At 67.3% G+C, this 23,480-nt stretch carries 22 protein-coding genes and 1 tRNA gene; 8 read left to right on the plus strand and 15 right to left on the minus strand.

Going from position 1 to position 23,480, the window contains the following annotated elements; genetic code table 11:
- Positions 1–14: 14 nt before the first annotated feature.
- Positions 15–2,288 (plus strand): ATP-dependent Clp protease ATP-binding subunit ClpA, encoded by a 2,274-nt coding sequence (gene clpA / locus ACTWJ5_RS12765; RefSeq protein ID WP_043272069.1) that lies wholly within the window; start codon positions 15–17, stop codon positions 2,286–2,288.
- Positions 2,289–2,376: 88 nt separating this feature from the next.
- On the opposite strand, the gene infA is transcribed toward clpA, so the two are convergent.
- The 4 genes from infA to trxB all read right to left on the minus strand — a co-directional run bounded on the left by infA (position 2,377) and on the right by trxB (position 5,130).
- Positions 2,377–2,595: a translation initiation factor IF-1 gene (gene infA / locus ACTWJ5_RS12770; protein WP_002553999.1), complete on the minus strand. Its 219-nt coding sequence runs from the start codon at positions 2,593–2,595 to the stop codon at positions 2,377–2,379.
- Positions 2,596–2,696: 101 nt separating this feature from the next.
- Positions 2,697–3,404 (minus strand): arginyltransferase, encoded by a 708-nt coding sequence (locus ACTWJ5_RS12775; protein ID WP_074980660.1) that lies wholly within the window; start codon positions 3,402–3,404, stop codon positions 2,697–2,699.
- Between the two features lie 31 nt (positions 3,405–3,435).
- Positions 3,436–4,140: a leucyl/phenylalanyl-tRNA--protein transferase gene (gene aat, locus ACTWJ5_RS12780; RefSeq protein WP_444438882.1), complete on the minus strand. Its 705-nt coding sequence runs from the start codon at positions 4,138–4,140 to the stop codon at positions 3,436–3,438.
- Between the two features lie 36 nt (positions 4,141–4,176).
- Positions 4,177–5,130 (minus strand): thioredoxin-disulfide reductase, encoded by a 954-nt coding sequence (gene trxB / locus ACTWJ5_RS12785; RefSeq protein WP_116424009.1) that lies wholly within the window; start codon positions 5,128–5,130, stop codon positions 4,177–4,179.
- A gap of 193 nt (positions 5,131–5,323) precedes the next feature.
- On the opposite strand from trxB, the gene ftsK reads away from it, so the two are divergent.
- Genes ftsK through ACTWJ5_RS12815 form a run of 6 tightly spaced genes read left to right on the plus strand, consistent with a single transcriptional unit; the run spans position 5,324 to position 12,819 of the window.
- Positions 5,324–7,762 carry a DNA translocase FtsK gene (gene ftsK / locus ACTWJ5_RS12790; RefSeq protein WP_256514914.1) on the plus strand — a complete coding sequence of 813 codons (2,439 nt, stop codon included), beginning with the start codon at positions 5,324–5,326 and terminating at the stop codon, positions 7,760–7,762.
- A gap of 12 nt (positions 7,763–7,774) precedes the next feature.
- Positions 7,775–8,398, plus strand: coding sequence for an outer membrane lipoprotein chaperone LolA (gene lolA / locus ACTWJ5_RS12795; RefSeq protein WP_009623215.1), 624 nt, complete (start codon positions 7,775–7,777; stop codon positions 8,396–8,398).
- 38 nt (positions 8,399–8,436) lie between these two features.
- Positions 8,437–9,762, plus strand: coding sequence for a replication-associated recombination protein A (locus ACTWJ5_RS12800; RefSeq protein WP_074980656.1), 1,326 nt, complete (start codon positions 8,437–8,439; stop codon positions 9,760–9,762).
- 42 nt (positions 9,763–9,804) lie between these two features.
- On the plus strand, positions 9,805–11,085 hold the full coding sequence (gene serS, locus ACTWJ5_RS12805) for a serine--tRNA ligase (protein WP_444438885.1): 1,281 nt from the start codon (positions 9,805–9,807) through the stop codon (positions 11,083–11,085).
- Position 11,086: 1 nt separating this feature from the next.
- A complete protein-coding gene (gene cysG / locus ACTWJ5_RS12810) occupies positions 11,087–12,472 on the plus strand; it encodes a siroheme synthase CysG (RefSeq protein ID WP_074980654.1) in 1,386 nt (461 codons plus the stop codon).
- Positions 12,473–12,489: 17 nt separating this feature from the next.
- On the plus strand, positions 12,490–12,819 hold the full coding sequence (locus tag ACTWJ5_RS12815; RefSeq protein ID WP_043318304.1) for a lysozyme inhibitor LprI family protein: 330 nt from the start codon (positions 12,490–12,492) through the stop codon (positions 12,817–12,819).
- A gap of 325 nt (positions 12,820–13,144) precedes the next feature.
- Here the strand turns inward: ACTWJ5_RS12815 and ACTWJ5_RS12820 are convergent, their stop codons facing one another.
- The 7 genes from ACTWJ5_RS12820 to ACTWJ5_RS12850 all read right to left on the minus strand — a co-directional run bounded on the left by ACTWJ5_RS12820 (position 13,145) and on the right by ACTWJ5_RS12850 (position 17,391).
- Complete coding sequence (locus tag ACTWJ5_RS12820; RefSeq protein ID WP_444438887.1) at positions 13,145–14,146, minus strand: glutathione S-transferase family protein; 1,002 nt, start codon at positions 14,144–14,146, stop codon at positions 13,145–13,147.
- A gap of 83 nt (positions 14,147–14,229) precedes the next feature.
- Positions 14,230–15,231 carry a glycosyl transferase family protein gene (locus ACTWJ5_RS12825; RefSeq protein ID WP_249919632.1) on the minus strand — a complete coding sequence of 334 codons (1,002 nt, stop codon included), beginning with the start codon at positions 15,229–15,231 and terminating at the stop codon, positions 14,230–14,232.
- Positions 15,228–15,563: a TusE/DsrC/DsvC family sulfur relay protein gene (locus ACTWJ5_RS12830; RefSeq protein WP_116424003.1), complete on the minus strand. Its 336-nt coding sequence runs from the start codon at positions 15,561–15,563 to the stop codon at positions 15,228–15,230. Before ACTWJ5_RS12830 ends, ACTWJ5_RS12825 begins: the two co-directional genes overlap by 4 nt.
- Complete coding sequence (tusB, locus tag ACTWJ5_RS12835; protein ID WP_253410733.1) at positions 15,560–15,859, minus strand: sulfurtransferase complex subunit TusB; 300 nt, start codon at positions 15,857–15,859, stop codon at positions 15,560–15,562. Before tusB ends, ACTWJ5_RS12830 begins: the two co-directional genes overlap by 4 nt.
- Positions 15,859–16,218, minus strand: coding sequence for a sulfurtransferase complex subunit TusC (gene tusC, locus ACTWJ5_RS12840; protein ID WP_249919634.1), 360 nt, complete (start codon positions 16,216–16,218; stop codon positions 15,859–15,861). Before tusC ends, tusB begins: the two co-directional genes overlap by 1 nt.
- Positions 16,218–16,610, minus strand: coding sequence for a sulfurtransferase complex subunit TusD (tusD, locus tag ACTWJ5_RS12845; RefSeq protein WP_253390198.1), 393 nt, complete (start codon positions 16,608–16,610; stop codon positions 16,218–16,220). The genes tusC and tusD overlap by 1 nt, the downstream gene beginning before the upstream one ends.
- Before the next feature lie 115 nt (positions 16,611–16,725).
- Positions 16,726–17,391, minus strand: a complete 666-nt coding sequence (locus ACTWJ5_RS12850) for a Bax inhibitor-1/YccA family protein (RefSeq protein ID WP_009623200.1) — start codon at positions 17,389–17,391, stop codon at positions 16,726–16,728.
- A 129-nt stretch (positions 17,392–17,520) separates the two neighbouring features.
- Between ACTWJ5_RS12850 and ACTWJ5_RS12855 the strand changes: the two genes are divergently transcribed.
- Positions 17,521–17,608: transfer RNA gene (locus ACTWJ5_RS12855), tRNA-Ser, on the plus strand.
- Positions 17,609–17,811: 203 nt separating this feature from the next.
- Here the strand turns inward: ACTWJ5_RS12855 and ACTWJ5_RS12860 are convergent.
- The 4 genes from ACTWJ5_RS12860 to ACTWJ5_RS12875 all read right to left on the minus strand — a co-directional run bounded on the left by ACTWJ5_RS12860 (position 17,812) and on the right by ACTWJ5_RS12875 (position 23,357).
- Positions 17,812–18,864 (minus strand): cytochrome-c peroxidase, encoded by a 1,053-nt coding sequence (locus ACTWJ5_RS12860; protein WP_256514918.1) that lies wholly within the window; start codon positions 18,862–18,864, stop codon positions 17,812–17,814.
- A 19-nt stretch (positions 18,865–18,883) separates the two neighbouring features.
- Positions 18,884–21,712, minus strand: a complete 2,829-nt coding sequence (locus ACTWJ5_RS12865) for a secretin and TonB N-terminal domain-containing protein (RefSeq protein ID WP_444438891.1) — start codon at positions 21,710–21,712, stop codon at positions 18,884–18,886.
- A 117-nt stretch (positions 21,713–21,829) separates the two neighbouring features.
- The gene (locus tag ACTWJ5_RS12870; protein ID WP_444438893.1) at positions 21,830–22,840 is read right to left on the minus strand and encodes a FecR family protein; all 1,011 of its coding nucleotides are present in this window, start codon (positions 22,838–22,840) and stop codon (positions 21,830–21,832) included.
- 31 nt (positions 22,841–22,871) lie between these two features.
- Positions 22,872–23,357 (minus strand): sigma-70 family RNA polymerase sigma factor, encoded by a 486-nt coding sequence (locus tag ACTWJ5_RS12875; RefSeq protein ID WP_236695232.1) that lies wholly within the window; start codon positions 23,355–23,357, stop codon positions 22,872–22,874.
- Positions 23,358–23,480 lie beyond the last annotated feature (123 nt).

The following is a 23,480-nucleotide window of genomic DNA, read 5'->3' on the forward strand; positions in this document are numbered from 1 at the left end:
AGCGAGGTGAAGCCATGTTGAATCGAGAGCTCGAAGTCACCCTCAATCTCGCCTTCAAGGAAGCGCGGGCAAAACGGCATGAGTTCATGACCGTCGAGCACCTGCTGCTGGCGCTCCTGGACAACGAGGCGGCGGCCACAGTGCTGCGCGCCTGCGGGGCGAACCTGGACAAGCTGCGTCGTGATCTGCAGGAATTCATCGATTCCACCACGCCGCTGATCCCGCAGCACGACGAGGACCGCGAGACCCAGCCGACCCTGGGCTTCCAGCGCGTGCTGCAGCGCGCGGTGTTCCACGTGCAGAGTTCGGGCAAGCGCGAAGTGACCGGCGCCAACGTGCTGGTGGCCATCTTCAGCGAGCAGGAGAGCCAGGCGGTGTTCCTGCTCAAGCAGCAGAGCGTGGCCCGTATAGATGTGGTGAACTACATCGCCCACGGCATCTCCAAGGTGCCGGGCCATGCCGAGCACCCGGAAAGCGACCAGGAAATGCAGGACGAGGAGGGCGGCGAGTCCTCTACCTCCAGCCACCCGCTGGACGCCTACGCCAGCAACCTCAACGACCTGGCGCGCCAGGGCCGCATCGACCCGCTGGTCGGTCGCGAGGCCGAGGTGGAGCGCGTGGCGCAGATCCTCGCCCGGCGGCGCAAGAACAACCCGCTGCTGGTGGGCGAGGCCGGCGTCGGCAAGACCGCCATCGCCGAAGGCCTGGCCAAGCGCATCGTCGACGGCCAGGTGCCGGACCTGCTGGCCGACAGCGTGGTCTACTCCCTGGACCTGGGCGCGCTGCTGGCCGGCACCAAGTACCGCGGCGACTTCGAGAAGCGCTTCAAGGCGCTGCTCAATGAATTGCGCAAGCGCCCGCATGCGGTGCTGTTCATCGACGAAATCCACACCATCATCGGCGCCGGTGCGGCGTCCGGCGGGGTGATGGACGCGTCCAACCTGCTCAAGCCGCTGCTGTCCTCGGGCGAGATCCGCTGCATCGGCTCGACCACCTTCCAGGAATTCCGCGGCATCTTCGAGAAGGACCGGGCCCTGGCGCGGCGCTTCCAGAAGGTCGACGTCACCGAGCCGTCGGTGGAAGACACCGTGGGCATCCTCAAGGGCTTGAAGCCGCGCTTCGAGCAGCACCATCACATCGAGTACAGCGACGAGGCCCTGCGCGCCGCCGCCGAACTGGCCGCGCGCTACATCAATGACCGGCACATGCCGGACAAGGCCATCGACGTCATCGACGAAGCCGGCGCCTACCAGCGCCTGCAGCCGGAAGAGAAGCGCGTGAAGCGCATCGAGGTGGCCCAGGTCGAGGACATAGTGGCGAAGATCGCGCGGATTCCGCCGAAGCACGTCACCAGCTCGGACAAGGAGCTGCTGCGCAACCTCGAGCGCGATCTCAAGCTGACGGTGTTCGGCCAGGATGCGGCCATCGAGTCGCTGTCCACCGCCATCAAGCTGTCCCGCGCAGGCCTGAAGTCGCCGGACAAGCCGGTCGGCTCCTTCCTCTTCGCCGGCCCCACCGGGGTGGGCAAGACCGAGGTCGCCCGCCAGTTGGCCAAGGCGATGGGTGTGGAGCTGGTGCGCTTCGACATGTCCGAGTACATGGAGCGGCATACCGTGTCGCGGCTGATCGGCGCCCCGCCGGGCTACGTCGGCTTCGACCAGGGCGGCCTGCTCACCGAGGCCATCACCAAGACTCCGCACTGCGTGCTGCTGCTGGATGAAATCGAGAAGGCCCACCCGGAAGTCTTCAACCTGCTGCTGCAGGTGATGGACCACGGCACCCTGACCGACAACAACGGGCGCAAGGCGGACTTCCGCAATGTCATCGTCATCATGACCACCAACGCCGGCGCGGAAACCGCGGCGCGGGCCTCCATCGGCTTCAGCCAGCAGGACCACGCCAGCGATGCCATGGAAGTGATCAAGAAGAGCTTCACGCCGGAGTTCCGCAACCGCCTGGATACCATCATCCAGTTCGGCCGGCTCAGCCACGAGACGATCAAGAGCGTGGTTGACAAGTTCCTCACCGAGCTGCAGGCGCAGCTGGAGGACAAGCGCGTCCAGCTCGAGGTCAGCGACGTGGCGCGCAACTGGCTGGCGGAGAAGGGCTACGACCCGCAGATGGGTGCTCGCCCGATGGCGCGGCTGATCCAGGACAAGATCAAGCGGCCCCTGGCCGAGCAGATCCTGTTCGGCGAACTGGCCGAGCACGGTGGCGTGGCGCACATCGACCTGAAGGACGGCGAGCTGGTCTTCGAGTACGAGGTGGTCACCGCGGAGCCGGCCTGACGGTCGGCCTTGCGGCCCAAATGCAAACGCCCGGCAATGCCGGGCGTTTTGCTATTCGTCCGGGCCGTGGCCCGGATTCACCTTGCGCTCAACGTGCGCGGTAGGTGATGCGACCCTTGCTCAGGTCGTAGGGAGTCAGTTCGACGCGAACCTTGTCGCCGGTCAGGATGCGGATGTAGTTCTTGCGCATCTTGCCGGAGATGTGCGCGGTAACGACGTGCCCGTTCTCCAACTCCACGCGGAACATGGTGTTGGGCAGGGTGTCGACGACAGTGCCTTCCATTTCGAAGCTGTCTTCTTTCGACATGCAGTAGAGCCCTCGGTGTCTATGAATGGCCTGGGTGGCCTGAAAAAAGGCGAGTATTGTGCCTGAAATCCATGTCGTACGCCAGAAGCGGAGCGCTTGCTTCAGCTGAGCGCCACCCAGCGCTGGTTGACGAAGAGTTCGATCGGCCGGTACTGGGTCTTGTAGTTCATCTTCCGGCAGTTCTTGATCCAGTAGCCGAGGTACACCGCGTACAGGCCCAGGCGCTCGGTTTCGGCGATCTGCCAGAGGATCGCGTAGCGCCCCAGGCTGCGGCGTTCCTCGTCGGGGTCGTAGAAGGTGTAGACCGCCGACAGGCCGTTGGGCAGCACGTCGGTGACCGCCACGGCGAGCAGGCGGCCCTGCAGGCGGAACTCGTAGAAGCAGCTGAACGGCAGATCGCGCACCAGGAAGGTGCTGAACTGGTCGCGGCTGGGTGGATACATGTCGCCGTCGGCGTGGCGCTGCTCGATGTAGCGCATGTACAGCGCGTAGTACTCCTCGGTGAAGGCCGGGCGGCGCTTGAGCACCTTGAGATCGGTGTTGCGCTTGATGATGCGCTTCTGCTGGCGATTGGGCTGGAAGCCCGCGGCGGGGATGCGCGCCGGGATGCAGGCGGTGCAGTGCTGGCAGTGCGGGCGATAGAGGTGCTCGCCGCTGCGACGGAAACCGACTTCCGACAGCGAGGCGTACAGTTGCGCGTCCATGGGCTGACTGGGATCGAGGAACAGGGTGGTGGCCTGCTCCTCGGGCAGGTAGCTGCATGGATGCGGCTGCGTCGCGTAGAACTTCAGTCGGGCCAGTTCGGTCATGGTCAACCCCCGCGATAACCCTCTGGCAAGTTTATGCCAGTCCGCGCGAGTCCGCTTGCGAACGCCAGTCGCAGAGCGGCGTTTCGTCGAGATGACGGCGCAGGTGGCTGGCGAAATCGGCACGGCTGATGGCGCGGGCGCCGAAGCTGTGCAGGTGCTGGGTGGGCATCTGGCAGTCGATCAATACGAACCCGGCGGCGCGCAGATGTTGCACCAGGGTGACGAATGCCACCTTGGAGGCGTTGTCGGCGCGGCTGAACATGGATTCGCCGAAGAACAGCCGGCCCATGGCCAGGCCATAGAGGCCGCCGACCAGTTCGTCGCCGTCCCAGCTTTCCACCGAGTGGGCGATGCCCATGCGGTGCAGCTGGCGGTAGGCGTCCTGCATCGGCTGGGTGATCCAGGTGCCGTCGGCGTAGTCGCGCGGCGCGGCGCAGGCGGCGATGACCTGGTCGAAGGCCGTGTCGAAGGTCACCCGGTAGCGGCCCTGGCGCAGGCACTTGGCCAGGCTGCGGGAAACGTGCAGTTCGTCGGGGAAGAGCACGGTGCGCGGGTCCGGCGACCACCAGAGGATCGGCTGGTCGTCCTGGTACCAGGGGAAGCAGCCGTGGCGGTAGGCGGCCACCAGGCGGCGCGGGTCGAGGTCGCCACCGGCCGCGAGCAAACCGTTGGGCTCGTGCAGGGCCTGTTCGAGGGGCGGGAAGTCGAAATTGCCGCGGGAAAGCCAACTGAGCATGGCGGGGTAGGGGAGGGCGGGCCCTCCCCGGGCCTGTCAGTGACTGTCGTCGAGGTATTTCTCGGCGTCCAGCGCGGCCATGCAGCCGGCGCCGGCCGAGGTGATGGCCTGGCGGTAGACGTGGTCGGCCACGTCGCCCGCGGCGAACACGCCGGGGATGCTGGTGGCGGTGGCATTGCCTTCGCCGCCGCCCTTGACCACCAGGTAGCCGTCACGCATTTCCAGCTGGCCGGTGAACAGGTCGGTGTTGGGCTTGTGGCCGATGGCGATGAACACGCCGGCCAGGTCCAGCTGGCGGGTCTCGCCGCTGTCCACGTCCTTCAGGCGCACGCCGATCACACCCATGTCGTCGCCCAGGACCTCGTCCAGGGTGGTGTTCCAGTGCAGGCGCACGTTGCCGTTTTTGGCCTTCTCGAACAGCTTGTCCTGGAGGATCTTCTCCGAGCGCAGCTTGTCGCGGCGGTGGATCAGGTGCACTTCCTTGGCGATGTTGGCCAGGTACAGTGCTTCCTCGACCGCGGTGTTGCCGCCGCCGACCACGCAGACCACCTGGTTGCGGTAGAAGAAGCCGTCGCAGGTGGCGCAGGCGGAAACGCCCTTGCCCATGAAGGCCTCTTCCGAGCTCATGCCCAGGTATTGTGCGGAGGCGCCAGTAGCGATGATCAGCGCGTCGCAACTGTAGGTGCCGCTGTCACCCTTGAGGATGAAGGGCTTCTGCTGCAACTCGGCGGTGTGGATGTGGTCGTAGACGATCTCGGTATCGAAACGCTTGGCGTGCTGCTCCATGCGCTCCATCAGGGCGGGACCGGTCAGGCCCTCGACGTCGCCCGGCCAGTTGTCGACCTCGGTGGTGGTGGTGAGCTGGCCGCCGGGCTGGATGCCGGTGATGACAACAGGCTTGAGGTTGGCCCGCGCGGCGTACACGGCAGCGGTGTAACCCGCCGGGCCGGAGCCCAAGACGATCAGGCGCGAATGCTTGACTTCACTCATAAAAAGACTCCATAAGCCTTTGTCACGTAAGAGAATGCATGCTCCAATTGAGCAGCCGTGAAACCTTGGTGGGCTATGCTACACCGAACCTGGAAAAGGCGGCAAAAGGCGCCGCGGCGGGCCCTGTGGCATCGAGCGGCCAAAGCCGTACAATAGGCCCGTTTTGTCGCCAGATGACTCTCGGACGCGCCCAGTGCGCAGGAATAGACGCGTTTTGAAGGACTCGACCACCGCTAGCCACGCCGCAGCCTGGCGTCAGCAATTGCACATTCGCCTGAAGGAAGGGGCCCTGATCGCGCTCGGCGCGCTCTGCCTTTACCTGTGGATGGCGCTGCTCACCTACGATTCGTCCGATCCGGGCTGGAGCCATTCCAGCCACGTCGAGCAGGTGCAGAATGCCGCTGGTCGCCTGGGGGCCCTGAGCGCCGACATCCTCTTCGTCGCGCTGGGGTACTTCGCCTACCTGTTCCCGCTGCTGCTGGGGGTCAAGACCTGGCAGATCTTCCGCAAGCGCCACATGGCCTGGGAGTTCAGCGGCTGGCTGTTCTCCTGGCGGCTGATCGGCCTGGTGTTCCTGATCCTCTCCGGTTCGGCGCTGGCCTACATCCATTTCCACATCGGCGGCGGCCACCTGCCGGCCTCCGCCGGCGGCGCCGTGGGCGAGAGCCTCGGCCAGCTGGCGCTCAACGCCCTCAACGTGCAGGGCAGCACCCTGCTGTTCATCGCCCTGTTCCTGTTCGGCCTGACGGTGTTCGCCGACCTGTCCTGGTTCCAGGTGATGGACGTCACCGGGAAGATCACCCTCGACCTCTTCGAATTGATCCAGAACGCCTTCAACCGCTGGTTGAGCGCGCGCAGCGAGCGCAAGCAACTGGTCGCGCAACTGCGCGAGGTGGACGAGCGCGTCGCCGAGGTGGCCGCGCCGGTGGTGCCCGACCGCCGCGAGCAGGCCAAGGTCAAGGAACGCCTGATCGAGCGCGAGGAAGCCCTGGTCAAGAGCGTGCAGGAGCGCGAGAAGCGCCCGGCGCCGAAGATCGACGCGCCGCCGCCGCCCAAGCCGGTCGAGCCCAGCAAGCGCGTGCTCAAGGAAAAACAGGCGCCGCTGTTCGTCGATACCGCCGTCGAAGGCACTTTGCCGCCGCTGTCGATCCTCGACCCGGCCGGCGAGAAGAAGCGCAGCTATTCCCCTGAATCCCTGGAGGCCATGTCGCGCCTGCTGGAGATCAAGCTCAAGGAGTTCGGCGTCGAGGTGGTGGTCGAGTCGGTCCATCCGGGCCCGGTGATCACCCGCTTCGAGATCCAGCCGGCGGCCGGCGTCAAGGTCAGCCGCATCTCCAACCTGGCCAAGGACCTGGCGCGCTCGCTGGCGGTGATCAGCGTGCGGGTGGTCGAGGTGATCCCCGGCAAGACCACCGTGGGCATCGAGATCCCCAACGAAGACCGGCAGATGGTGCGCTTCTCCGAAGTGCTGATGACCCCGGAATACGACGAGCACAAGTCCACCGTGCCGCTGGCCCTGGGCCATGACATCGGCGGCAACCCGGTCATCACCGACCTGGCGCGCATGCCGCACCTGCTGGTGGCCGGTACCACCGGCTCGGGTAAGTCGGTGGGGGTGAACGCCATGCTCCTGTCGATCCTGTTCAAGTCCACGCCGGCGGACGCGCGGCTGATCATGATCGACCCGAAGATGCTCGAACTGTCGATCTACGAGGGCATCCCGCACCTGCTCTGCCCGGTGGTCACCGACATGAAGGAGGCGGCCAACGCCCTGCGCTGGAGCGTCGCCGAGATGGAGCGGCGCTACAAGCTGATGGCCGCCATGGGCGTGCGCAACCTGGCCGGCTTCAACCGCAAGGTGAAGGACGCCGAGGAAGCCGGCACGCCGCTGACCGACCCGCTGTACCGCCGCGAGAGCATGGAAGACGAGGCGCCGCTGCTGCAGACGCTGCCGACCATCGTCGTGGTGGTCGACGAATTCGCCGACATGATGATGATCGTCGGCAAGAAGGTCGAAGAGCTGATCGCCCGTATCGCGCAGAAGGCGCGGGCCGCGGGCATCCACCTGATCCTCGCCACCCAGCGCCCGTCGGTGGACGTGATCACCGGCCTGATCAAGGCCAACATCCCGACGCGTATCGCCTTCCAGGTGTCGAGCAAGATCGACTCGCGGACCATCCTCGACCAGGGCGGCGCCGAACAGCTGCTCGGCCACGGCGACATGCTCTACCTGCCGCCGGGCACCGGCCTGCCGATCCGCGTGCATGGCGCCTTCGTCTCCGACGAGGAAGTGCACCGCGTGGTCGAGGCCTGGAAGCTGCGCGGCGCGCCCGACTACATCGAAGACATCCTCGCCGGCGCCGATGAAGGCGGTGGTGGCGGCTTCGACGGTGGCGGCGGCGGTGGTGGCGAAGGCGGCGAGGGCAGCGAGGACGACCCGCTGTACGACGAGGCCGTGCGCTTCGTCACCGAGAGCCGCCGCGCCTCCATCTCCGCGGTGCAGCGCAAGCTGAAGATCGGCTACAACCGTGCCGCGCGCATGATCGAGGCGATGGAAATGGCCGGTGTGGTCACCCCGATGAATTCCAACGGCTCGCGCGAAGTGGTCGCGCCGGCTCCCATCCGCGACTGATCGAGGATTTCCATGCGACTGATCCGCATGCTCGTGCTTGCAGCGCTGGCCGTCGCCGGCGTCCAGGCCCACGCCGACGACGCCGCCACCCAGCGCCTGAGCGCCATGCTGAGCAAGGCCCAGACCCTGAGCGCGCGCTTCTCCCAGCTGACCCTGGACGGCAGCGGCACCCGCCTGCAGGAAACCGCCGGCAACCTGGCGCTCAAGCGCCCGGGCCTGTTCCGCTGGCACACCGACGCGCCCCAGGAGCAACTGCTGATCTCCAACGGCGAGAAGATCTGGCTGTACGACCCGGACCTGCAGCAGGTGACCATCCAGAAGCTCGACCAGCGCCTGACCCAGACCCCGGCACTGCTGCTTTCCGGCGACATCTCGAAGATCCACGAGAGCTTCGACATCACCAGCAAGGACGGCGGCAACGTGGTCGACTTCATCCTCAAGCCGAAGGACAAGGACACCCTGTTCGACAACCTGCGGATTTCCTTCCGCAACGGGGTGGTCAACGACATGCAACTGATCGACAGTGTCGGCCAGCGCACCAACATCCTGTTCTTCGACGTGAAGATGAACCAGCCGGTGGACGCCAAGCAGTTCGTGTTCGAGGCGCCCAAGGGCGTCGACGTCATTCAGGAGTGAAGGGCCGCCGCCTGGCGCGGCGCCCATGAGGTAGCAGCGTGGACCTGTTCCGTTCCGAACCCGTAGCCCAGCCCCTGGCCGCGCGCCTGCGCGCCGCCAGCCTGGACGAATACGTCGGCCAGGAGCACCTGCTCGCCCGCGGCAAGCCGCTGCGCGAGGCGCTGGAGCAGGGCGCGCTGCACTCGATGATCTTCTGGGGCCCGCCGGGCGTGGGCAAGACCACCCTGGCCAAGCTGCTGGCGCAGGTCTCCGACGCCCACTTCGAGACCATCTCCGCGGTGCTCTCGGGGGTGAAGGAAATCCGCCAGTCGGTGGAGATGGCCAAGCAGCAGGCCGCGCAGTACGGTCGCCGCACCATCCTCTTCGTCGACGAGGTGCACCGCTTCAACAAGAGCCAGCAGGACGCCTTCCTGCCCTACGTCGAAGACGGCACCCTGATCTTCATCGGTGCTACCACCGAGAACCCCTCGTTCGAGCTGAACAACGCGCTGCTCTCGCGGGCCCGCGTCTACGTGCTGAAAAGCCTGGACGAAGCCGCCCTGCGCAAGCTGGTGCAGCGCGCCCTGAGCGAGGACAAGGGCCTGGGCAAGCGCCACCTGAGCCTGCCGGAGGAGAGCTTCGCCATCCTCATGGCCGCCGCCGACGGTGACGGCCGGCGCCTGCTCAACCTGCTGGAGAACGCCTCCGACCTGGCCGAGGACGGCGGCGAGATCAGCGCCGAACTGCTGCAGAACCTGCTGGGCGACAGCCGCCGGCGCTTCGACAAGGGCGGCGAGGCCTTCTACGACCAGATCAGCGCGCTGCACAAGTCGGTGCGCGGCTCCAGTCCCGATGGCGCGCTCTACTGGTACGCACGCATGCTCGACGGCGGCTGCGACCCGCTCTACATCGCCCGCCGCGTGGTGCGCATGGCCAGCGAGGACATCGGCAACGCCGACCCGCGCGCGCTGACCCTGTGCCTGCACGCCTGGGACGTGCAGGAGCGCCTGGGCAGCCCCGAAGGCGAGCTGGCCATCGCCCAGGCCATCGTCTACCTGGCCTGCGCGCCGAAGAGCAACGCCGTCTACAACGCCTACAACACGGCGCGCCGCGACGTGGCCGAGAACGGCTCGCTGGAAGTGCCGCTGCACCTGCGCAACGCACCGACCAAACTGATGAAGAATCTCGGCTACGGCGAGGAGTATCGTTATGCCCATGACGAGCCCGACGCCTATGCCGCCGGGGAAGACTACTTCCCCGAACAGCTCGAACCGCGCCAGTATTACCAGCCCGTGCCCCGCGGCCTGGAACTGAAGATCGGCGAGAAGCTCAAGCACCTGGCGGCCCTGGACCGGGCCAGCCCGAGAAAACGCAGAAAATCCTGAGCGGCGCCCGCACGCCGCCGACACTAGACACGAGAACAGACCATGCTCGATTCCAAACTGGTACGCACCCAGCCGCAGGAAGTGGCCGACCGCCTCGCCGCCCGTGGCTTCACCCTGGACGTGGCGCACATCGAAGCGCTGGAGAACCAGCGCAAGGCCGTGCAGACCCGCACCGAAACCTTGCAGGCCGAGCGCAACGCGCGCTCCAAGGCGATCGGCCAGGCCATGAAGCGTGGCGAGGACGTCGAGCCGCTCAAGGCCGAAGTCAACCGCATGGCCGACGAGCTGGAAGCCGGCAAGCGCGAGTTGGATAGCATCCAGGCCGAGCTGGACGCCCTGCTGCTGACCATTCCCAACCTGCCCCATGAGTCGGTGCCGGTTGGCGCGGACGAGGAAGACAACCTGGAAGTGCGCCGCTGGGGCACCCCGCGCAGCTTCGACTTCCCCATCCAGGACCACGTCGCCCTCGGCGAGCAGCACGGCTGGCTGGACTTCGAGACCGCCGCGCGGCTGTCCGGCGCCCGCTTCGCCCTGATGCGCGGCCCGATCGCCCGACTGCACCGCGCCCTGGCGCAGTTCATGATCGACCTGCACACCCGCGAGCACGGCTACGAGGAAGCCTACACCCCGTACCTGGTGCAGGCGCCGGCGCTGCAGGGCACCGGCCAGCTGCCGAAGTTCGAGGAGGACCTGTTCAAGATCGGCCGCGACGGCGAAGCCGACCTGTACCTGATCCCCACCGCCGAAGTCTCGCTGACCAACATCGTCGCCGGGCAGATCCTCGACGCCAAGGAGCTGCCGCTGAAGTTCGTCGCCCACACCCCATGCTTCCGCAGCGAAGCCGGCGCCTCGGGCCGCGACACCCGCGGGATGATCCGCCAGCACCAGTTCGACAAGGTCGAGATGGTGCAGATCGTCGAGCCGACGAAGTCCTGGGAAGCCCTGGAAAGCCTGGTCGGCAACGCCGAGAAGGTGCTGCAGGCCCTGGAGCTGCCGTACCGCGTGCTGGCCCTGTGCACCGGCGACATGGGCTTCAGCGCGGCCAAGACCTACGACCTGGAAGTCTGGGTGCCGAGCCAGGACAAGTACCGCGAGATTTCCTCCTGCTCCAACTGCGGCGACTTCCAGGCCCGCCGCATGCAGGCGCGCTTCCGCAACCCGGAGACCGGCAAGCCGGAACTGCTGCACACCCTCAACGGCTCCGGCCTGGCGGTGGGCCGCACCCTGGTCGCCGTGCTGGAGAACTACCAGCAGGCCGACGGCAGCATCCGCGTACCCGAGGTGCTCAAGCCCTACATGGGCGGCATCGAGGTGATCGGCTGAGATGGATGCGCTGCCGCTGTTCCACGTCCTGCGCGGGCGTCGCGCACTTCTGGTCGGCGGCGGTGAAGTCGCCCTGCGCAAGGCGCGCCTGCTCGACAGTGCCGGCGCCGTGCTGCGCGTGGTCGCGCCGCAGGTCCACAGCGAGTTGCGCGAGCTGGTGGAGCAGGGCGGTGGCGAATTGCTGGAACGCCGCTACGCCGAGGCTGACCTCGGCGACTGCGTGCTGGTCATCGCCGCCACCGACGACGAGCCGCTGAACGCCCAGGTGTCCCGCGATGCCCACGCCCGCGGTGTGCCGGTCAACGTAGTGGATGCGCCGGCGCTGTGCAGTGTGATCTTTCCCGCCATCGTCGACCGTTCGCCCCTGCTGCTGGCTGTCTCCAGCGGCGGTGACGCGCCGGTGCTGGCGCGCCTGCTGCGGGCCAAGCTGGAAACCTGGATTCCCGCCACCTACGGCCAACTGGCCGGGCTGGCCAGCCGCTTCCGCGAAGCGGTCAAGCAGCGCCTGCCGGACCTGCAGCAGCGCCGCCAGTTCTGGGAGGAAGTGTTCCAGGGCCCGGTGGCCGAACGCATGCTCGCCGGGCAGCCGGCGGAAGCCGAGCGCCTGTTGGCCGACAAGCTGGAAAACGGCCAGGCCGAGGCCCGCGGCGAGGTCTACCTGGTCGGCGCCGGCCCGGGCGACCCGGACCTGCTGACCTTCCGCGCCCTGCGCCTGATGCAGCAGGCCGACGTGGTGCTCTACGACCGCCTGGTGGCCCCGGCCATCCTCGAACTGTGCCGCCGCGACGCCGACCGCCTGTACGTCGGCAAGCGTCGCGCCGACCACGCCGTGCCGCAGGACGAGATCAACCGCAAGCTGGTCGAGCTGGCCAAACAGGGCAAGCGCGTGCTGCGCCTGAAGGGCGGCGATCCGTTCATCTTCGGCCGTGGCGGCGAGGAAATCGACGAACTGGCGGCCAACGGCATTCCCTTCCAGGTGGTGCCGGGCATCACCGCGGCCAGCGGCTGCGCGGCCTACGCCGGCATTCCGCTGACCCACCGTGACTATGCGCAGTCGGTGCGCTTCGTCACCGGCCACCTGAAGGACGGCAGCACCGACCTGCCGTGGAACGACCTGGTGGCGCCGGGCCAGACCCTGGTGTTCTACATGGGCCTGGTGGGCCTGCCGGTAATCTGCGAGGAACTGGTGCGCCACGGCCGCTCCGCCGACACCCCCGCAGCGCTGATCCAGCAGGGCACCACCGAACATCAGCGCGTGTTCACCGGCACCCTGGCCAACCTGCCGCAACTGGTCGCCGAGCACGAAGTGCACGCGCCGACGTTGGTCATCGTCGGCGAAGTGGTCACCCTGCGCGACAAGCTAGCCTGGTTCGAAGGCCAGCCATGAAGGTCTGGCATGCGGCGATGGCCTGGGGTGCGGCTTGCGCCCTGGCTGCCGCCGCCTTGCCGGCCGGCGCCGCCAGCTTCGACTGCAAGAAGGCCCGCCACGCCGACGAAAAAGCCATCTGCGCCGACCGCCAGCTGTCCGAACTGGACGTGCAGATGGCCACCACCTACCGCCTGCTCAGCGGCCTGTTCGCCATGGGCATGCGCGGCAACATGGGCGATGCCCAACTCGCCTGGCTGGACCAGCGCCGCGCCTGCGGCCGCGACAAGGCCTGCCTGAAGCAGCGCTACCAGGAACGCCTGGACGCCCTGCAGAAGATCTACGACGGCATCGACAAGCCGCTCTGAGCCCCGCTTTGTTCACCCGCGAATCGCGGGCAAGGGCCCGCTCCTACGGGGGCGAATGCGCTGCTGTCCTTGGCTTCAGTGCTCGGGCCGACGGCGTATAACCGCGAACGGTTATACGCCCTACGTTTTCGTGCTCGCGGGAAGGGCGGGGATAGATAGGACTTTCAGGATTACTCCGAACTCACTGTCCACTCAGGACAGCCCCCTCTCCCTTCAGGGAGAGGGTTGGGGAGAGGGTGCTCTAAACCCAGCACCTACTCCCCCGGCAAACCCCTTCGCGAGCAAGGACTAGGCGTCCCCCTCGATCCTACGAATAGCCCGGGTCTCAGCCCTTGCGCGCAATCCCCTTGCCCGGCAGATGTTCGCGCCCGTGCGGCCCGCTGAAATCCTGCTGCGGCCCCAGCGGCACTATGCCGGTCGGGTTGATGGTGCGGTGGCTGCCGTAATAGTGGTTCTTGATGTGCTGGAAGTTCACCGTGCCGGCCACCCCCGGCAACTGGTACAGCTCGCGCAGCCAGCCGGACAGGTTCGGGTAGTCGGCCAGGCGCCGCAGGTTGCACTTGAAGTGCCCGTGGTACACGGCATCGAAGCGGATCAGCGTGGTGAACAGGCGGATGTCGGCCTCGGTCAGGTGTTCGCCGGTCAGGTAGCGCCGTTCGCCCAGGCGCTTCTCCAGGCAGTCCAGTTCCTCGAACAGAGTGACGAACGCTTCCTCATAGGCTTCCTGGCTGGTAGCGAAGCCGGCGCGGTATACGCCATTGTTCACCGCCGGGTAGATGCGCTCGTTCAGCGCGTCGATCTCGCCCTGCAAGGCTGTGGGATAGAGGTCCAGATCGTTGCCGGTCAGGCCGTCGAAGGCCGAGTTGAACATGCGGATGATTTCCGCCGACTCGTTGCTGACGATGCGCTTGCGCTGCTTGTCCCACAGCACCGGCACGGTGACGCGGCCGGTGTAGTGCGGATCGTCGCGGGTGTAGCGCTGGTGCAGGAACTCCAGGCCGTCCAGGGCGTCGCCGGTGGAGCCCAGGCTGCGGTCGAAGGTCCAGCCGTTCTCCCGCATCAGCCAACTGACCACCGAAACGTCGATCAGCCCGGCCAGGCCCTTGAGCTGGCGGTAGATCAGCGTGCGGTGTGCCCAGGGGCAGGCGAGGGAGACGTACAGGTGGTAGCGCCCGGCCTCGGCGCGGAAGCCGCCTTCGCCGCTGGGGCCGGGCTGGCCGTCGGCGGTGACCCAGTTGCGGCGTTGCGCGTTCTCGCGCTGGAAGCGGCCATCCTTGCTGGTGTCGTACCACTGGTCTTGCCAGCGGCCATCGATGAGCTGTCCCATGACTGGCTCCTCAGGAAAGGGAATGGGAACCAGTCTACGCCCTTGCTATCGATGGATCGCTGCAAAAACAGGGTAGAAGCTATCTACCCGATCGATCTGTCCCGGGCGGCCCAGCGTTGCCGGGCCTCGGCGAAGGCCGCCTCGCGGTCGCGGCCCAACCCGCGCAGGCCCAGGGCGATGGTGGCGACCACCGCCAGTTCGCCGTAGGCGTCCTCCCGCTCGCCACGCCAGAATTCGACCAGCACCTGCGGCTCCAGGCGCTCCGGCTTGACGTGGCGCAGCGCCGAGAGGGCCGGCCATTCCTCGTCCCAGCTCTGGCCCGCTTCGGTGCCGTAGAGATGCGCCGGGCTGTCCGGGTTGATCTCGATCTCGCCGCCTTCGCCCTTGATCACGATGGCGCGGTCGCCGAGCAGGCGGCTGCCTTCGCGGTGGGTTTCCTGGTAGCCGGGGTGGAAGATGCTCTGCAGGATGCAGTGCGCGCCCAGCGGGTTGAGCAGGCGCACCAGGGAATGAATGGGCGAGCGCAGGCCAAGGGTGTTGCGCAGGTCGATCATCCGCTGCAGCTCCGGCATCCAGTCCACCAGCGGGGCGAAGGCCATGCCGCCCCGGTCGAGCGCTTCGCCCACGGCGTTCCAGTCGCGGCACAGCGGGATGTCCAGCGTCTGCAGCAACTGCTCGGTGTACAGGCGCCCGGCGGTGTGCGCGCCGCCGCCGTGCAGGAGGATGCGCGTGCCGCTGCCGGCCAGGCACTTGGCGGCGAGCAGGTACCAGGGCAGGTGGCGCTTCTTGCCGGCATAGCTGGGCCAGTCGAGGTCGACGGCGATCCGCGGCGCGGCCAGGCGCGCGCGCACGGCCTCGGTGAAGCCGGCCAGCTCATCGGCGCTTTCCTCCTTGTGCCGCAGCAGCATGAGGAAGGCGCCCAACTGCGCTTCCTCGACCTGGCCGTCGAGGATCATGCCCAGGGCCTCGCGGGCTTCCTCGCGGGTCAGGCTGCGCGCGCCGCGCTTGCCCTTGCCGAGGATGCGCACGAACTGCGCGAAAGGATGCTCGGCGGGTGTCTGCAGGACGAGAGGCGTGGCGGTCATAGGCAATTGGTCGGCTTCGGCAGGCCGGCGAGCTTGGCGGCAAGCTTGGCCGGGGTGCCCTTGAACAGGAGGTTGAGGTGCAGGCTGCTGCCCTTTTCCGCGCCCAGGCGCTGGGCCACGTACTTGATCAGCGGGCGGTTGGCCGGCGACAGCTGGAACTGCCCGTAGAACTCGCGCAACAGGTGGAGGATTTCCCAGTGTTCCGGCGTGAGGTGCAGGCCTTCCTGGCGGGCCAGGGCTTCGGCGGCGGCTACCGACCAGTCGTCCAGGTATTGCAGGTAGCCGTCCTTGTCCAGGGCGATGGCGCGCCCTTCCACCGTGAGGGTAGTCATAGCCAGGCGTTGACCTTGTCGTAGCGGGTGCAGAGGTCGACGAAGGCGGGGTAGTCCACGGCCTTCAGGTTGGCCGGCAGGTGCTCCTGCAGGCCGCGCGCCTGCAGGTCCTCGGCGAGGGCGAAGCAGGCGTTGGGCAGACACTCCAGGCGTTGGCGTGGGGCGCTGCTGGCGGCGAGGGCGTAGACGGCATCGCCGCTGAGCAGCAGGCCGTCGTCGTGGGACAGCAGTTGCAGGCAGCTGTCGAAGCGGCCGTCGCCGAACGGGGAATGGGAAAGCAGATGCAGCGTGCTCATCAGAGGGTGATCACCTGGTCGTATTGCTGGGTCAACTGGCGCAATGCGAGGTCGTCCAACACCTCCACCGGCAGGCTCAGACTGGCGCCGGCCAGGCCACGCTCGGTGAGGCTGCGCTCGGCGGCGTAGAGCCTTTCGACGCCGAACAGCGGCAGGGCTTGCAGGTTGGCCTGCAGATCCTTCTGTTCGAGGCTGGCGGGTTGCTGGCCCGGAGCCAACTGGAACACCCCGTCATCGAGGAAAAGGAAGGCGATGGGCAGGTCGAAGGCGCCGCCGGCCAGGGCGATGTCCAGCGCCTCGCGGGCGCCGGGGCCGCTCCACGGGGCCTGGCGGCTGACGATCAGCAGGGACTTGGCCATCAGTTGCCTCCGAAGCAGACCAGGCGGTCCGCCATCTGCGTCGCTTCATGCAGCTGGCCGAGGCCGGACAGCTCCCAGGGCGCCTGCAGGTTGGCTGCCGGGCGCTGGTAGCGGGCGGCTTCCTCGGCGTTGAGCACACCACGGCGCAGGGCGGCGGCGATGCACACCACGGCATCGAGGTGGTGCTCGCCGACGAAGCGCGTCCAGGCCGCTGCCACATCCAGTTCGTCCTGGCCGCTCACCGGGTTGCTCGAAGCGCTGTGCACGCCGTCCTGGTAGAAGAACAGGCGGACGATCTCGTGGCCGCCGGCGAGCACCGCCTCGGCGAAGCGCAGGGCGCGTCGGGCGGCGGGCGAGTGGGGCGGGGCGAAGAGGGCGATGGCGAATTTCATGGCATGGGCCGGTCGGCGGATTACAGCGCGATGATAAGGCCAGCGCGGGGATTTTGCTGCGCCGGAAAAGGAAAAAGCCCGCCAAGGCGGGCTTTTCCGGTGTTGCCGGGAAGCGTCAGTCGTCGCTGCCCATGATGCCGAAGATCTGCAGCAGGCTGAGGAACATGTTGTAGATCGACACGTACAGGCTGATGGTGGCCATGATGTAGTTACGCTCGCCACCGTGGATGATGGCGCTGGTCTGGAACAGGATGGCCGCCGAGGAGAACAGCACGAAGCCGGCGCTGATCGCCAGTTGCAGGCCGCTGATCTGGAAGAACAGCGAGACCAGCATGGCGCCCAGCAGGACGAAGAAGCCGGCGGTGATGAAGCCGGACAGGAAGCTCATGTCCTTGCGGGTGGTCAGCACGTAGGCGGACAGGCCGAAGAACACCAGGGCGGTCATGAAGAACGCCGAGGAAATGATGCTGGCGCCGTTGGCCATGCCCAGGTACAGGTTCAGGATCGGGCCGAGGGTGTAGCCCATGAAGCCGGTGAGGGCGAAGGTGGTGACCAGGCCCCAGCCGCTGTCGCGCAGCTTGAGGGTGGCGAAGAACAGGCCGTAGAAGCCGACCAGGGTCAGCAGCAGGCCCGGGTGGGGCAGGTGCAGCTGTTGCGAGACATAGGCGACCAGGCCGCTGAAGGCCAGGGTCATGGCCAGCAGGCCGTAGGTGTTGCGCAGGACTCCGCTGACTTCCCGTTGTTCCGCCGCGGCGGGGTTGAGATATTGCCGTTCTTGCATGGCTAGACACTCCTGTAAGCGGAATGGGATTCCGTGACCATAGTTGCAGTGATGATATCAAAGCCGCCTGTCAGACGTAGGATCAGAGTTTGACAGTGTGTTGCGATCCGGTACTATGCGCCCCCGAAAGGAAGTGTGGCCGAGTGGTTTAAGGCAGCGGTCTTGAAAACCGCCGGGTGTAACAGCCCCCAGAGTTCGAATCTCTGCGCTTCCGCCATCTTGCCCAAGCTGAAAGCCCCGCACTGCGGGGCTTTTGCGTTTCTGGCCGGTTCCGAATGCAGGGGATTATGCTGCCGGATCATTTCCGCATGCTTAACGCCACTTCCGTATCGCAGCGCCACTTGGTTTGTTCGATCACCACACTGGGTGCCCGCGTGGAGGATTGGGCTGACATCCCGCATGACGCCTAAGCCTTGTTTCCTACAGTGCCTGGAGAAACTCCAGTAAGGCCTGCAACTCCTGCGCATTCAGCCGCAACGGTTCGAGCAGCGGCGAAGTCTTCGGGAACAGCGGGTCGTTCTTCTGCTGCGCCGTCGGCAGCGGGTGGAACATCCCGGCGTTGTACATGTTGAGGATGCCGCGCAGGTCGCCGAACAGGCCGTTGTGCATCCAGGGCCCGGTGCGCGCGACCTGGCGCAGCGAGGGCGTGCGGAAGGCGCCGACGTCCTCGGCGCGGCCGGTCACCCTGTAGCGGCCTAGGTCCTCGTAGCGGCGGCCGTAGTAGGTCAGGCCGAGGTTGTGGAAGCTGTCGTCGCTCAAGGCTTCGCCCTGGTGGCAGTTCAGGCAGCGGGCCTTGCCGCGGAACAGGTGCAGGCCATGCAGCTGGGTATCGCTCAGGGCCTTGCCGTCGCCCAGCAGGAAGCGGTCGAGGGCGTTGCGCCGGGGCGCGAGGCTGCGCTGGTAGGTGGCCAGTGCCCGGCCCAGTTGAGCCGCGTCGATCGGTGTGTGGCCGAAGGCCTCGGCGAAGACCCGTGGATAGTCGCGGTGCGTGCGCAGGCGCTGGAGCAGCGGGTCGAGGGCGAAGGCCATCTCGGTGGGATCGACGATGGGCATCAGCGCCTGCTGTTCCAGGCTGCCGGCGCGGCCGTCCCAGAACAGGTTGGTGAAGTGGCTGGCCATGGCTACGCTGGGGGCGTTGCGGGTTCCGGCCTGGCGGTCGTGGCCGAAGGACACGCGGCGGCCGTCGGCGAAGGCCAGGTCCGGTTCGTGGCAGGAGGCGCAGGCGATCTGCCCGGAGCGCGACAGCAGCGGATCGAAGAACAGCCGCCGGCCCAGTTCGACCTGGCGCTCGTCCAGCGCCGGGGGGGCGGGCAGCGGCGCCAGCTCGCGCCAGGCCAGCCCCGGGCTGATGTCCGGGGCCGGCCAGTTCGCCGAAGGCTGGCTGTAGACCTGGCGCAGGCAGGCGTAGTCCACCGGCTGCGCGTCCAGGTGCGTGGCGCAGTCGTCGGCCCGGGCCAGCCCGGCCAGCAGCAAGCCGGCGGCCAGCAGCGTCCTAGAAGCGATAACCCACCTCCACCCAGAACTGCCGGCCGACTTCGTAGGTGGGGACGCCGCTGCTGTTCACGCTGCTGACGGAAACCCTGTCGAGCACGTTGAACACGTCGAGGTTGACGAACAGCGCCTGGTCCTTGGCGGTGGGCTGCTCCCAGGCCAGGCGCAGGTCCCAGGTGAGGGCGGCGGACTGGTCTTCTTCCTCCCACACTTCCACCGGCGAGCCCTGGTAGTCCACCTTCTTGCCGGTATCGAGAATCTGCCGGTAGCCGGCGCGGTAGCGCAGGAAGTTGCTCCAGGTGAGGTTGGCCCGGGGGATTTCGGTGATGGTGGTCAGGCGCGCGGTCCAGGGCCGGTTGAAGTTGTCCGCCGGGCGTTCGGAGTAGCGCATGAACTTGCCGTCGTACTGGATGATCGGGTCGGCGAGGTCGGTTTCGCTGACGGCGGTGGCGTAGTCGACGTTGGAACTGGTCACGTCGGTCCAGTCCAGGGCCAGCTGCAGCAGGCTGCTGGTGCCGGCGAGCTCGAAGCGGCGCTGCGGGGTGACGGTCAGGGTGAGGATGTCGCTCTCGCTGCTGCCGCCGTTGGTGTAGGTGTAGTAGCTGGTGCTCAGGTCGTCGCTGGCCGGCTGCCCGAGGTAGCGGCCCTGGGTGCGGATGATCTGGTCGCGGCCGTCGCGGTGCACGTACTTCAGCGCGAACTCGGTGCTCCAGAGCATCTGGCTGATGCCCAGGGTCCATTCGTCGTCGTAGGGGATGTCCAGCTGGTTGAAGCGCGTGTTGTTCAGGGTGCGCACCGGCGAGCCCCAGTCGGCGCCGCCGCTGGCCCGCGTCAGCTTGTACTGCAGGGCGCTGCGGCCGTCGTACAGGCGATAGGCGAACATGTTGCGTCCGTAGTAGCGGTTGGCGCCGCCGGTGAAGCGCGTGCGGCCATCGCCGAACAGGTCGTATTCGGCGGCGAAGCGCGGGGCCAGGGTCTTCTTGTCCATGTAGTCGTCGCCATCCAGGCGCAGGCCGGGGCGCAGGGTGAGGCGGCCGATGGCGATCTCGTCCTGGGCGTAGAGCGCCCAGGCAGTGGTGTCGAACTCGATCTTGCCGGCTTCGTAGACGTTCAGCTGGGTGAAGGCCTGGCCCTTGCCGGCGAAGTAGGGCGTCGGGCTCAGCGAGCACCAGTCGCTTTCGCTGCAGGTGCTGGTGGCCTTGAGCAGCGAGCCGTACCGGAATTCCTCCAGGCGGTCGTAGTAGGCGTTCTGCCGGGTCAGCTCCAGGCCGGTCTGCACCTTGTGCTGGCTGCCCAGCACCTGCCAGGGATGCCAGTCGGCGTTGAGCTTGTAGCTCCAGGTGGTCTGGCGCTGCTCGATGTCGCCGTAGTTGCCCTCGGAGCTGAGCACCGTGGCGCTGCTGGCGCCGGGGGCGCCCCAGTTCTTCTCCGGCGACCAGCGCCAGCCCTTGAAGTAGTCCTTCTCGCTGTCGCGGGAGTTGTCCATGCGCGACCAGGCGAAGGTCTGGGTGACGCTGGCCAGGGAAGCGTCCCAGATCGCCCGCAGGTTGGCCTGGTAGCCGCCGGACTTGATGTCGAGCATGGAGTCGCGGCCGTTGACGATGAAGTAGCGGTTGTCCTGCGGGGCATAGGTCAGCGCCCCCTCGAAGCTCAGGTCCTCGCGGGCTTGCCAGACGCCCTTGAGGTAGTAGTTGTCGATGCGCCGGGTCTGGTCCTTGTCCATGCCCTCGGCCGGGGCATCGTAGGTGTTCGCGTTGTAGCCCTTCAGTGGAATGGTGGAACGCTTGGAGGAATAGTTGAGCAGCAGCCCGAAGTCGTCGGTCACGTGGCCTTCGAGGGTGCTGCGCAGCACCAGCTTGTCGAACTCCGGCTGGTTGGCGTAGCTGGTGGAGTCCTCGAAGTTCTGCTGGTCGCGTTGGTCGATGTGGTAGCGCGTCCACTCCGATCGGCTCACCTGCGCCGAGACCTTGCCGTGCAGCTCGCGGCTCGGCTGCCGCGTGTTGGCCTCGATCACCCCGCCATTGAAGCCGCCATAGGAGGCCGGGACGTTGCTGTCGAGCACCTTGACCTCGTCCAGCAGGTCGGTGTCCAGGGCCAGGCCCTGGCTGCGCCCGGGCACGTCGGTCATGGAGACGGCGCTGCTGGCGTCCGCTGCCGGGTCGAGGTCGTTGTTCATGCCCACGCCGTCGACCAGGAACAGGTTCTGCCAGTACTTGGCGCCGTTGATGCTGACGTTGGCCGGGTCGATCTCCCCGGGCGTCTTGCTGCTGAGCTGGGCGTCGTCGAACTGCACGTTGGGGTTCATCTTCAGCAGGCTGGTGATGTCGCCGTTGCCGGCCGGCATGCGCTCGATGATCTCGCGGTCGAAGTCCATCTCGCCCTGGAAGTTCCGGATCCGCGGGGCACGCACCCACATGTCGCCGGCGGAGACGGCGTTGCTCAGGTCGACGCGGAACAGCGAGACCAGGTTGGGCTCGCCGTAGCGCCAGTGCAGGCCGCTGCCCTGCAGCAGCCGGTCGAGGGCGTCCCAGGCGCTCATCCGCCCGGCAACGGCCGGGCTGCGCAGGCCCTCCAGCAACTCGCTGTCGGCGCTGACCTGCAGGCCGCTCTGCTGGCCGAAGACGAGCAGGGCGGAGGCCAGGGATTGGGCGGGAATCTCGAAGTGCCGCTTGTGCTCCAGCGGCGCCTCGTCGTCCTGGGGCGGGGTAGCGGCCCAGGCGGGCAGGGGAGCGAGCGGGGTGAGGCAGAGCAGGCCGATGCCGCCGAGTTGGCGCAGGGGCAGGTAGAAACGGCCGCAGCCGCGGGCTACGGACTTCCCGTTGAGATTCATGGAGCGCTGTCTCCGAAAGGCGCGAGGCGCCAGTTGCAGTTGATAACGACTCTCAGTCGTGTTCAGCGCTCAATGACGTAACCTACGGCGATTTTTTCAATCGCCGCATGAAATTTCTTACCTCCCAGGACTTACCGACAGCCACAACGGGCCCCAGCCACCGACTTCGCCACCGAATGGCCGGACCATGGCCTGCAGCGCGCGGCGTGGGTCGCGCAGGTCGTAGATACCGGTGACGCGCTTGCCGGCGAAGGCCTTTTCGTCCACCAGCAGCACCCCCGGGTAATTGCGCCGCAGTTGCGCCAGCAGGTCGGGCAGGGGCGTGTCGTTGGCCAGCAACTGGCCTTGGCGCCAGGCGCCGATCTGTTCGGCGGGAACCTTCTCCTGGCGCGCCTGACCACCCGGAAGTTCGACCCGCAGCCGGTCACCGGGGCCCAGCTGGCGCGGCGGCAGGTCCAGCGGCGGCTGGACGCGTACCGAGCCGCGCGCCACCGCCACTTCCCAGGCTTTGCCCTCGGCGCGGACGTCGAAGGCGGTGCCGGTCACCGTCACCTCGCCATCGCCGGCCTCGACGCTGAAGGGCCGCGCGGCGTCGTGGGCGACGTCGAAGAAGGCCTCTCCCTGCACCAGGCGGACCTGCCGCCGGTCGCCGCTGAACGCCAGTTCCAGGCGGCTGCCGGCGGCCAGGGAGACCTGGCTGCCGTCGGGCAGGCGCAGTTCGCGGTTGGCGCGGGCGCTGAAGCGGTCGGGATCGTCCGGTTGCAGGGCCCAGGCGAGCACGCCCAGCAGCAGCGAGGCGGCCAGCGCCAATGGCCAGCGCCTACGCTGTCGAGGCCGTGGAGCCGCAGGCGCGGCCTCGGGCGCTGGCCTCGGCGTCTGCGCGCTTCCGGCAGGCATGCCGCTGAGCTGCCAGGCCCGCCCGACCTGGCGCAGCGCCTGGGCGTGGCGCGGGTCGGCCTCGGCCCAGGCGCGGCAGGCCCGGCGCAGTTCCATCGAATCCGGCGCGTCGCGCAGGCGCATCAGCCAGTCCATGGCCTGCTGCCAGACCGGATCGTCGTCCAGGGGTGTGTCTCGCTCGTCGGTCTCGCTCACGCGGTCCTGCTCATCCATGGGGGCGGAGGGGGACATTGTCGGGCGCTTGCGCCCGCGGCGCCAGGCTTCATTGTCCATCGTCGGTCAGGCTCCGCGCGCAGTGGCCAAGGGCCTGGCGCACCAGGTTGTGGACCATCCCCACGGAAAGCTCCAACTGGTCGGCGATGGCCTGCAGGGTCAGCCCCTCCAGGCGGTACAGCTCGAAGACGCGCCGCGTGCGCTCGGGCAGTTCGTCGAGCGCGCGGTGCACGCGCTGCAGCTCCTCGCGCTGCAGGGCGATCTGCTCCGGCGAGGGACGCGGGTCGCTGAGGAAGTCGAAGAAATCGTCGTCCGCCGCCTGCCGTTCCCCATGCAGCGGACGACGCACGAAGTCCAGCGCCAGGTTGCGCACGATGCGGTACAGGTAGGCGCTGGGCTGATGCAGTTGGGCGACGCTCAGTTCGGCGCTGGCGAAGCGCAGCCAGGCTTCCTGGACGACGTCTTCGGCGTGTGCCCTGCAACCGACGATGGGCGTGGCGTAGGTGACCAGCGCGGTACGGTGGGTAAGGAACAACTGCAGCTTGTGTTGGCCTGGGTCTGTCACGGTGCCGGGGAGTCTGAGGTCGCGGGGGAGGAGGCTTAATCGAACATGGGAATCATTATCATCTCAGTAAACGGCGGCAAGCGCCAGATAGGC

This window comes from Pseudomonas sp. A6 (assembly GCF_052367875.1).
In the GTDB taxonomy this organism is placed as follows: domain Bacteria; phylum Pseudomonadota; class Gammaproteobacteria; order Pseudomonadales; family Pseudomonadaceae; genus Pseudomonas; species Pseudomonas citronellolis.

Bases quoted from the DNA above. Each gene is read 5' to 3' on its own strand.
- tusB (WP_253410733.1), bottom strand. From the start codon at position 15,859: ATGAGCACGCTGCATCTGCTTTCCCATTCCCCGTTCGGCGACGGCCGC.
- aat (WP_444438882.1), bottom strand. From the start codon at position 4,140: ATGCTCAGTTGGCTTTCCCGCGGCAATTTCGACTTCCCGCCCCTCGAA.
- ACTWJ5_RS12775 (WP_074980660.1), bottom strand. From the start codon at position 3,404: ATGACCGAACTGGCCCGACTGAAGTTCTACGCGACGCAGCCGCATCCA.
- infA (WP_002553999.1), bottom strand. From the start codon at position 2,595: ATGTCGAAAGAAGACAGCTTCGAAATGGAAGGCACTGTCGTCGACACC.
- ACTWJ5_RS12850 (WP_009623200.1), bottom strand. From the start codon at position 17,391: ATGCAAGAACGGCAATATCTCAACCCCGCCGCGGCGGAACAACGGGAA.
- ACTWJ5_RS12820 (WP_444438887.1), bottom strand. From the start codon at position 14,146: ATGGGACAGCTCATCGATGGCCGCTGGCAAGACCAGTGGTACGACACC.
- ACTWJ5_RS12825 (WP_249919632.1), bottom strand. From the start codon at position 15,231: ATGACCGCCACGCCTCTCGTCCTGCAGACACCCGCCGAGCATCCTTTC.
- ACTWJ5_RS12870 (WP_444438893.1), bottom strand. From the start codon at position 22,840: ATGTCCCCCTCCGCCCCCATGGATGAGCAGGACCGCGTGAGCGAGACC.
- trxB (WP_116424009.1), bottom strand. From the start codon at position 5,130: ATGAGTGAAGTCAAGCATTCGCGCCTGATCGTCTTGGGCTCCGGCCCG.
- ACTWJ5_RS12865 (WP_444438891.1), bottom strand. From the start codon at position 21,712: ATGAATCTCAACGGGAAGTCCGTAGCCCGCGGCTGCGGCCGTTTCTAC.
- cysG (WP_074980654.1), top strand. From the start codon at position 11,087: ATGGATGCGCTGCCGCTGTTCCACGTCCTGCGCGGGCGTCGCGCACTT.
- lolA (WP_009623215.1), top strand. From the start codon at position 7,775: ATGCGACTGATCCGCATGCTCGTGCTTGCAGCGCTGGCCGTCGCCGGC.
- ACTWJ5_RS12815 (WP_043318304.1), top strand. From the start codon at position 12,490: ATGGCCTGGGGTGCGGCTTGCGCCCTGGCTGCCGCCGCCTTGCCGGCC.
- tusD (WP_253390198.1), bottom strand. From the start codon at position 16,610: ATGAAATTCGCCATCGCCCTCTTCGCCCCGCCCCACTCGCCCGCCGCC.
- tusC (WP_249919634.1), bottom strand. From the start codon at position 16,218: ATGGCCAAGTCCCTGCTGATCGTCAGCCGCCAGGCCCCGTGGAGCGGC.
- clpA (WP_043272069.1), top strand. From the start codon at position 15: ATGTTGAATCGAGAGCTCGAAGTCACCCTCAATCTCGCCTTCAAGGAA.
- serS (WP_444438885.1), top strand. From the start codon at position 9,805: ATGCTCGATTCCAAACTGGTACGCACCCAGCCGCAGGAAGTGGCCGAC.
- ACTWJ5_RS12830 (WP_116424003.1), bottom strand. From the start codon at position 15,563: ATGACTACCCTCACGGTGGAAGGGCGCGCCATCGCCCTGGACAAGGAC.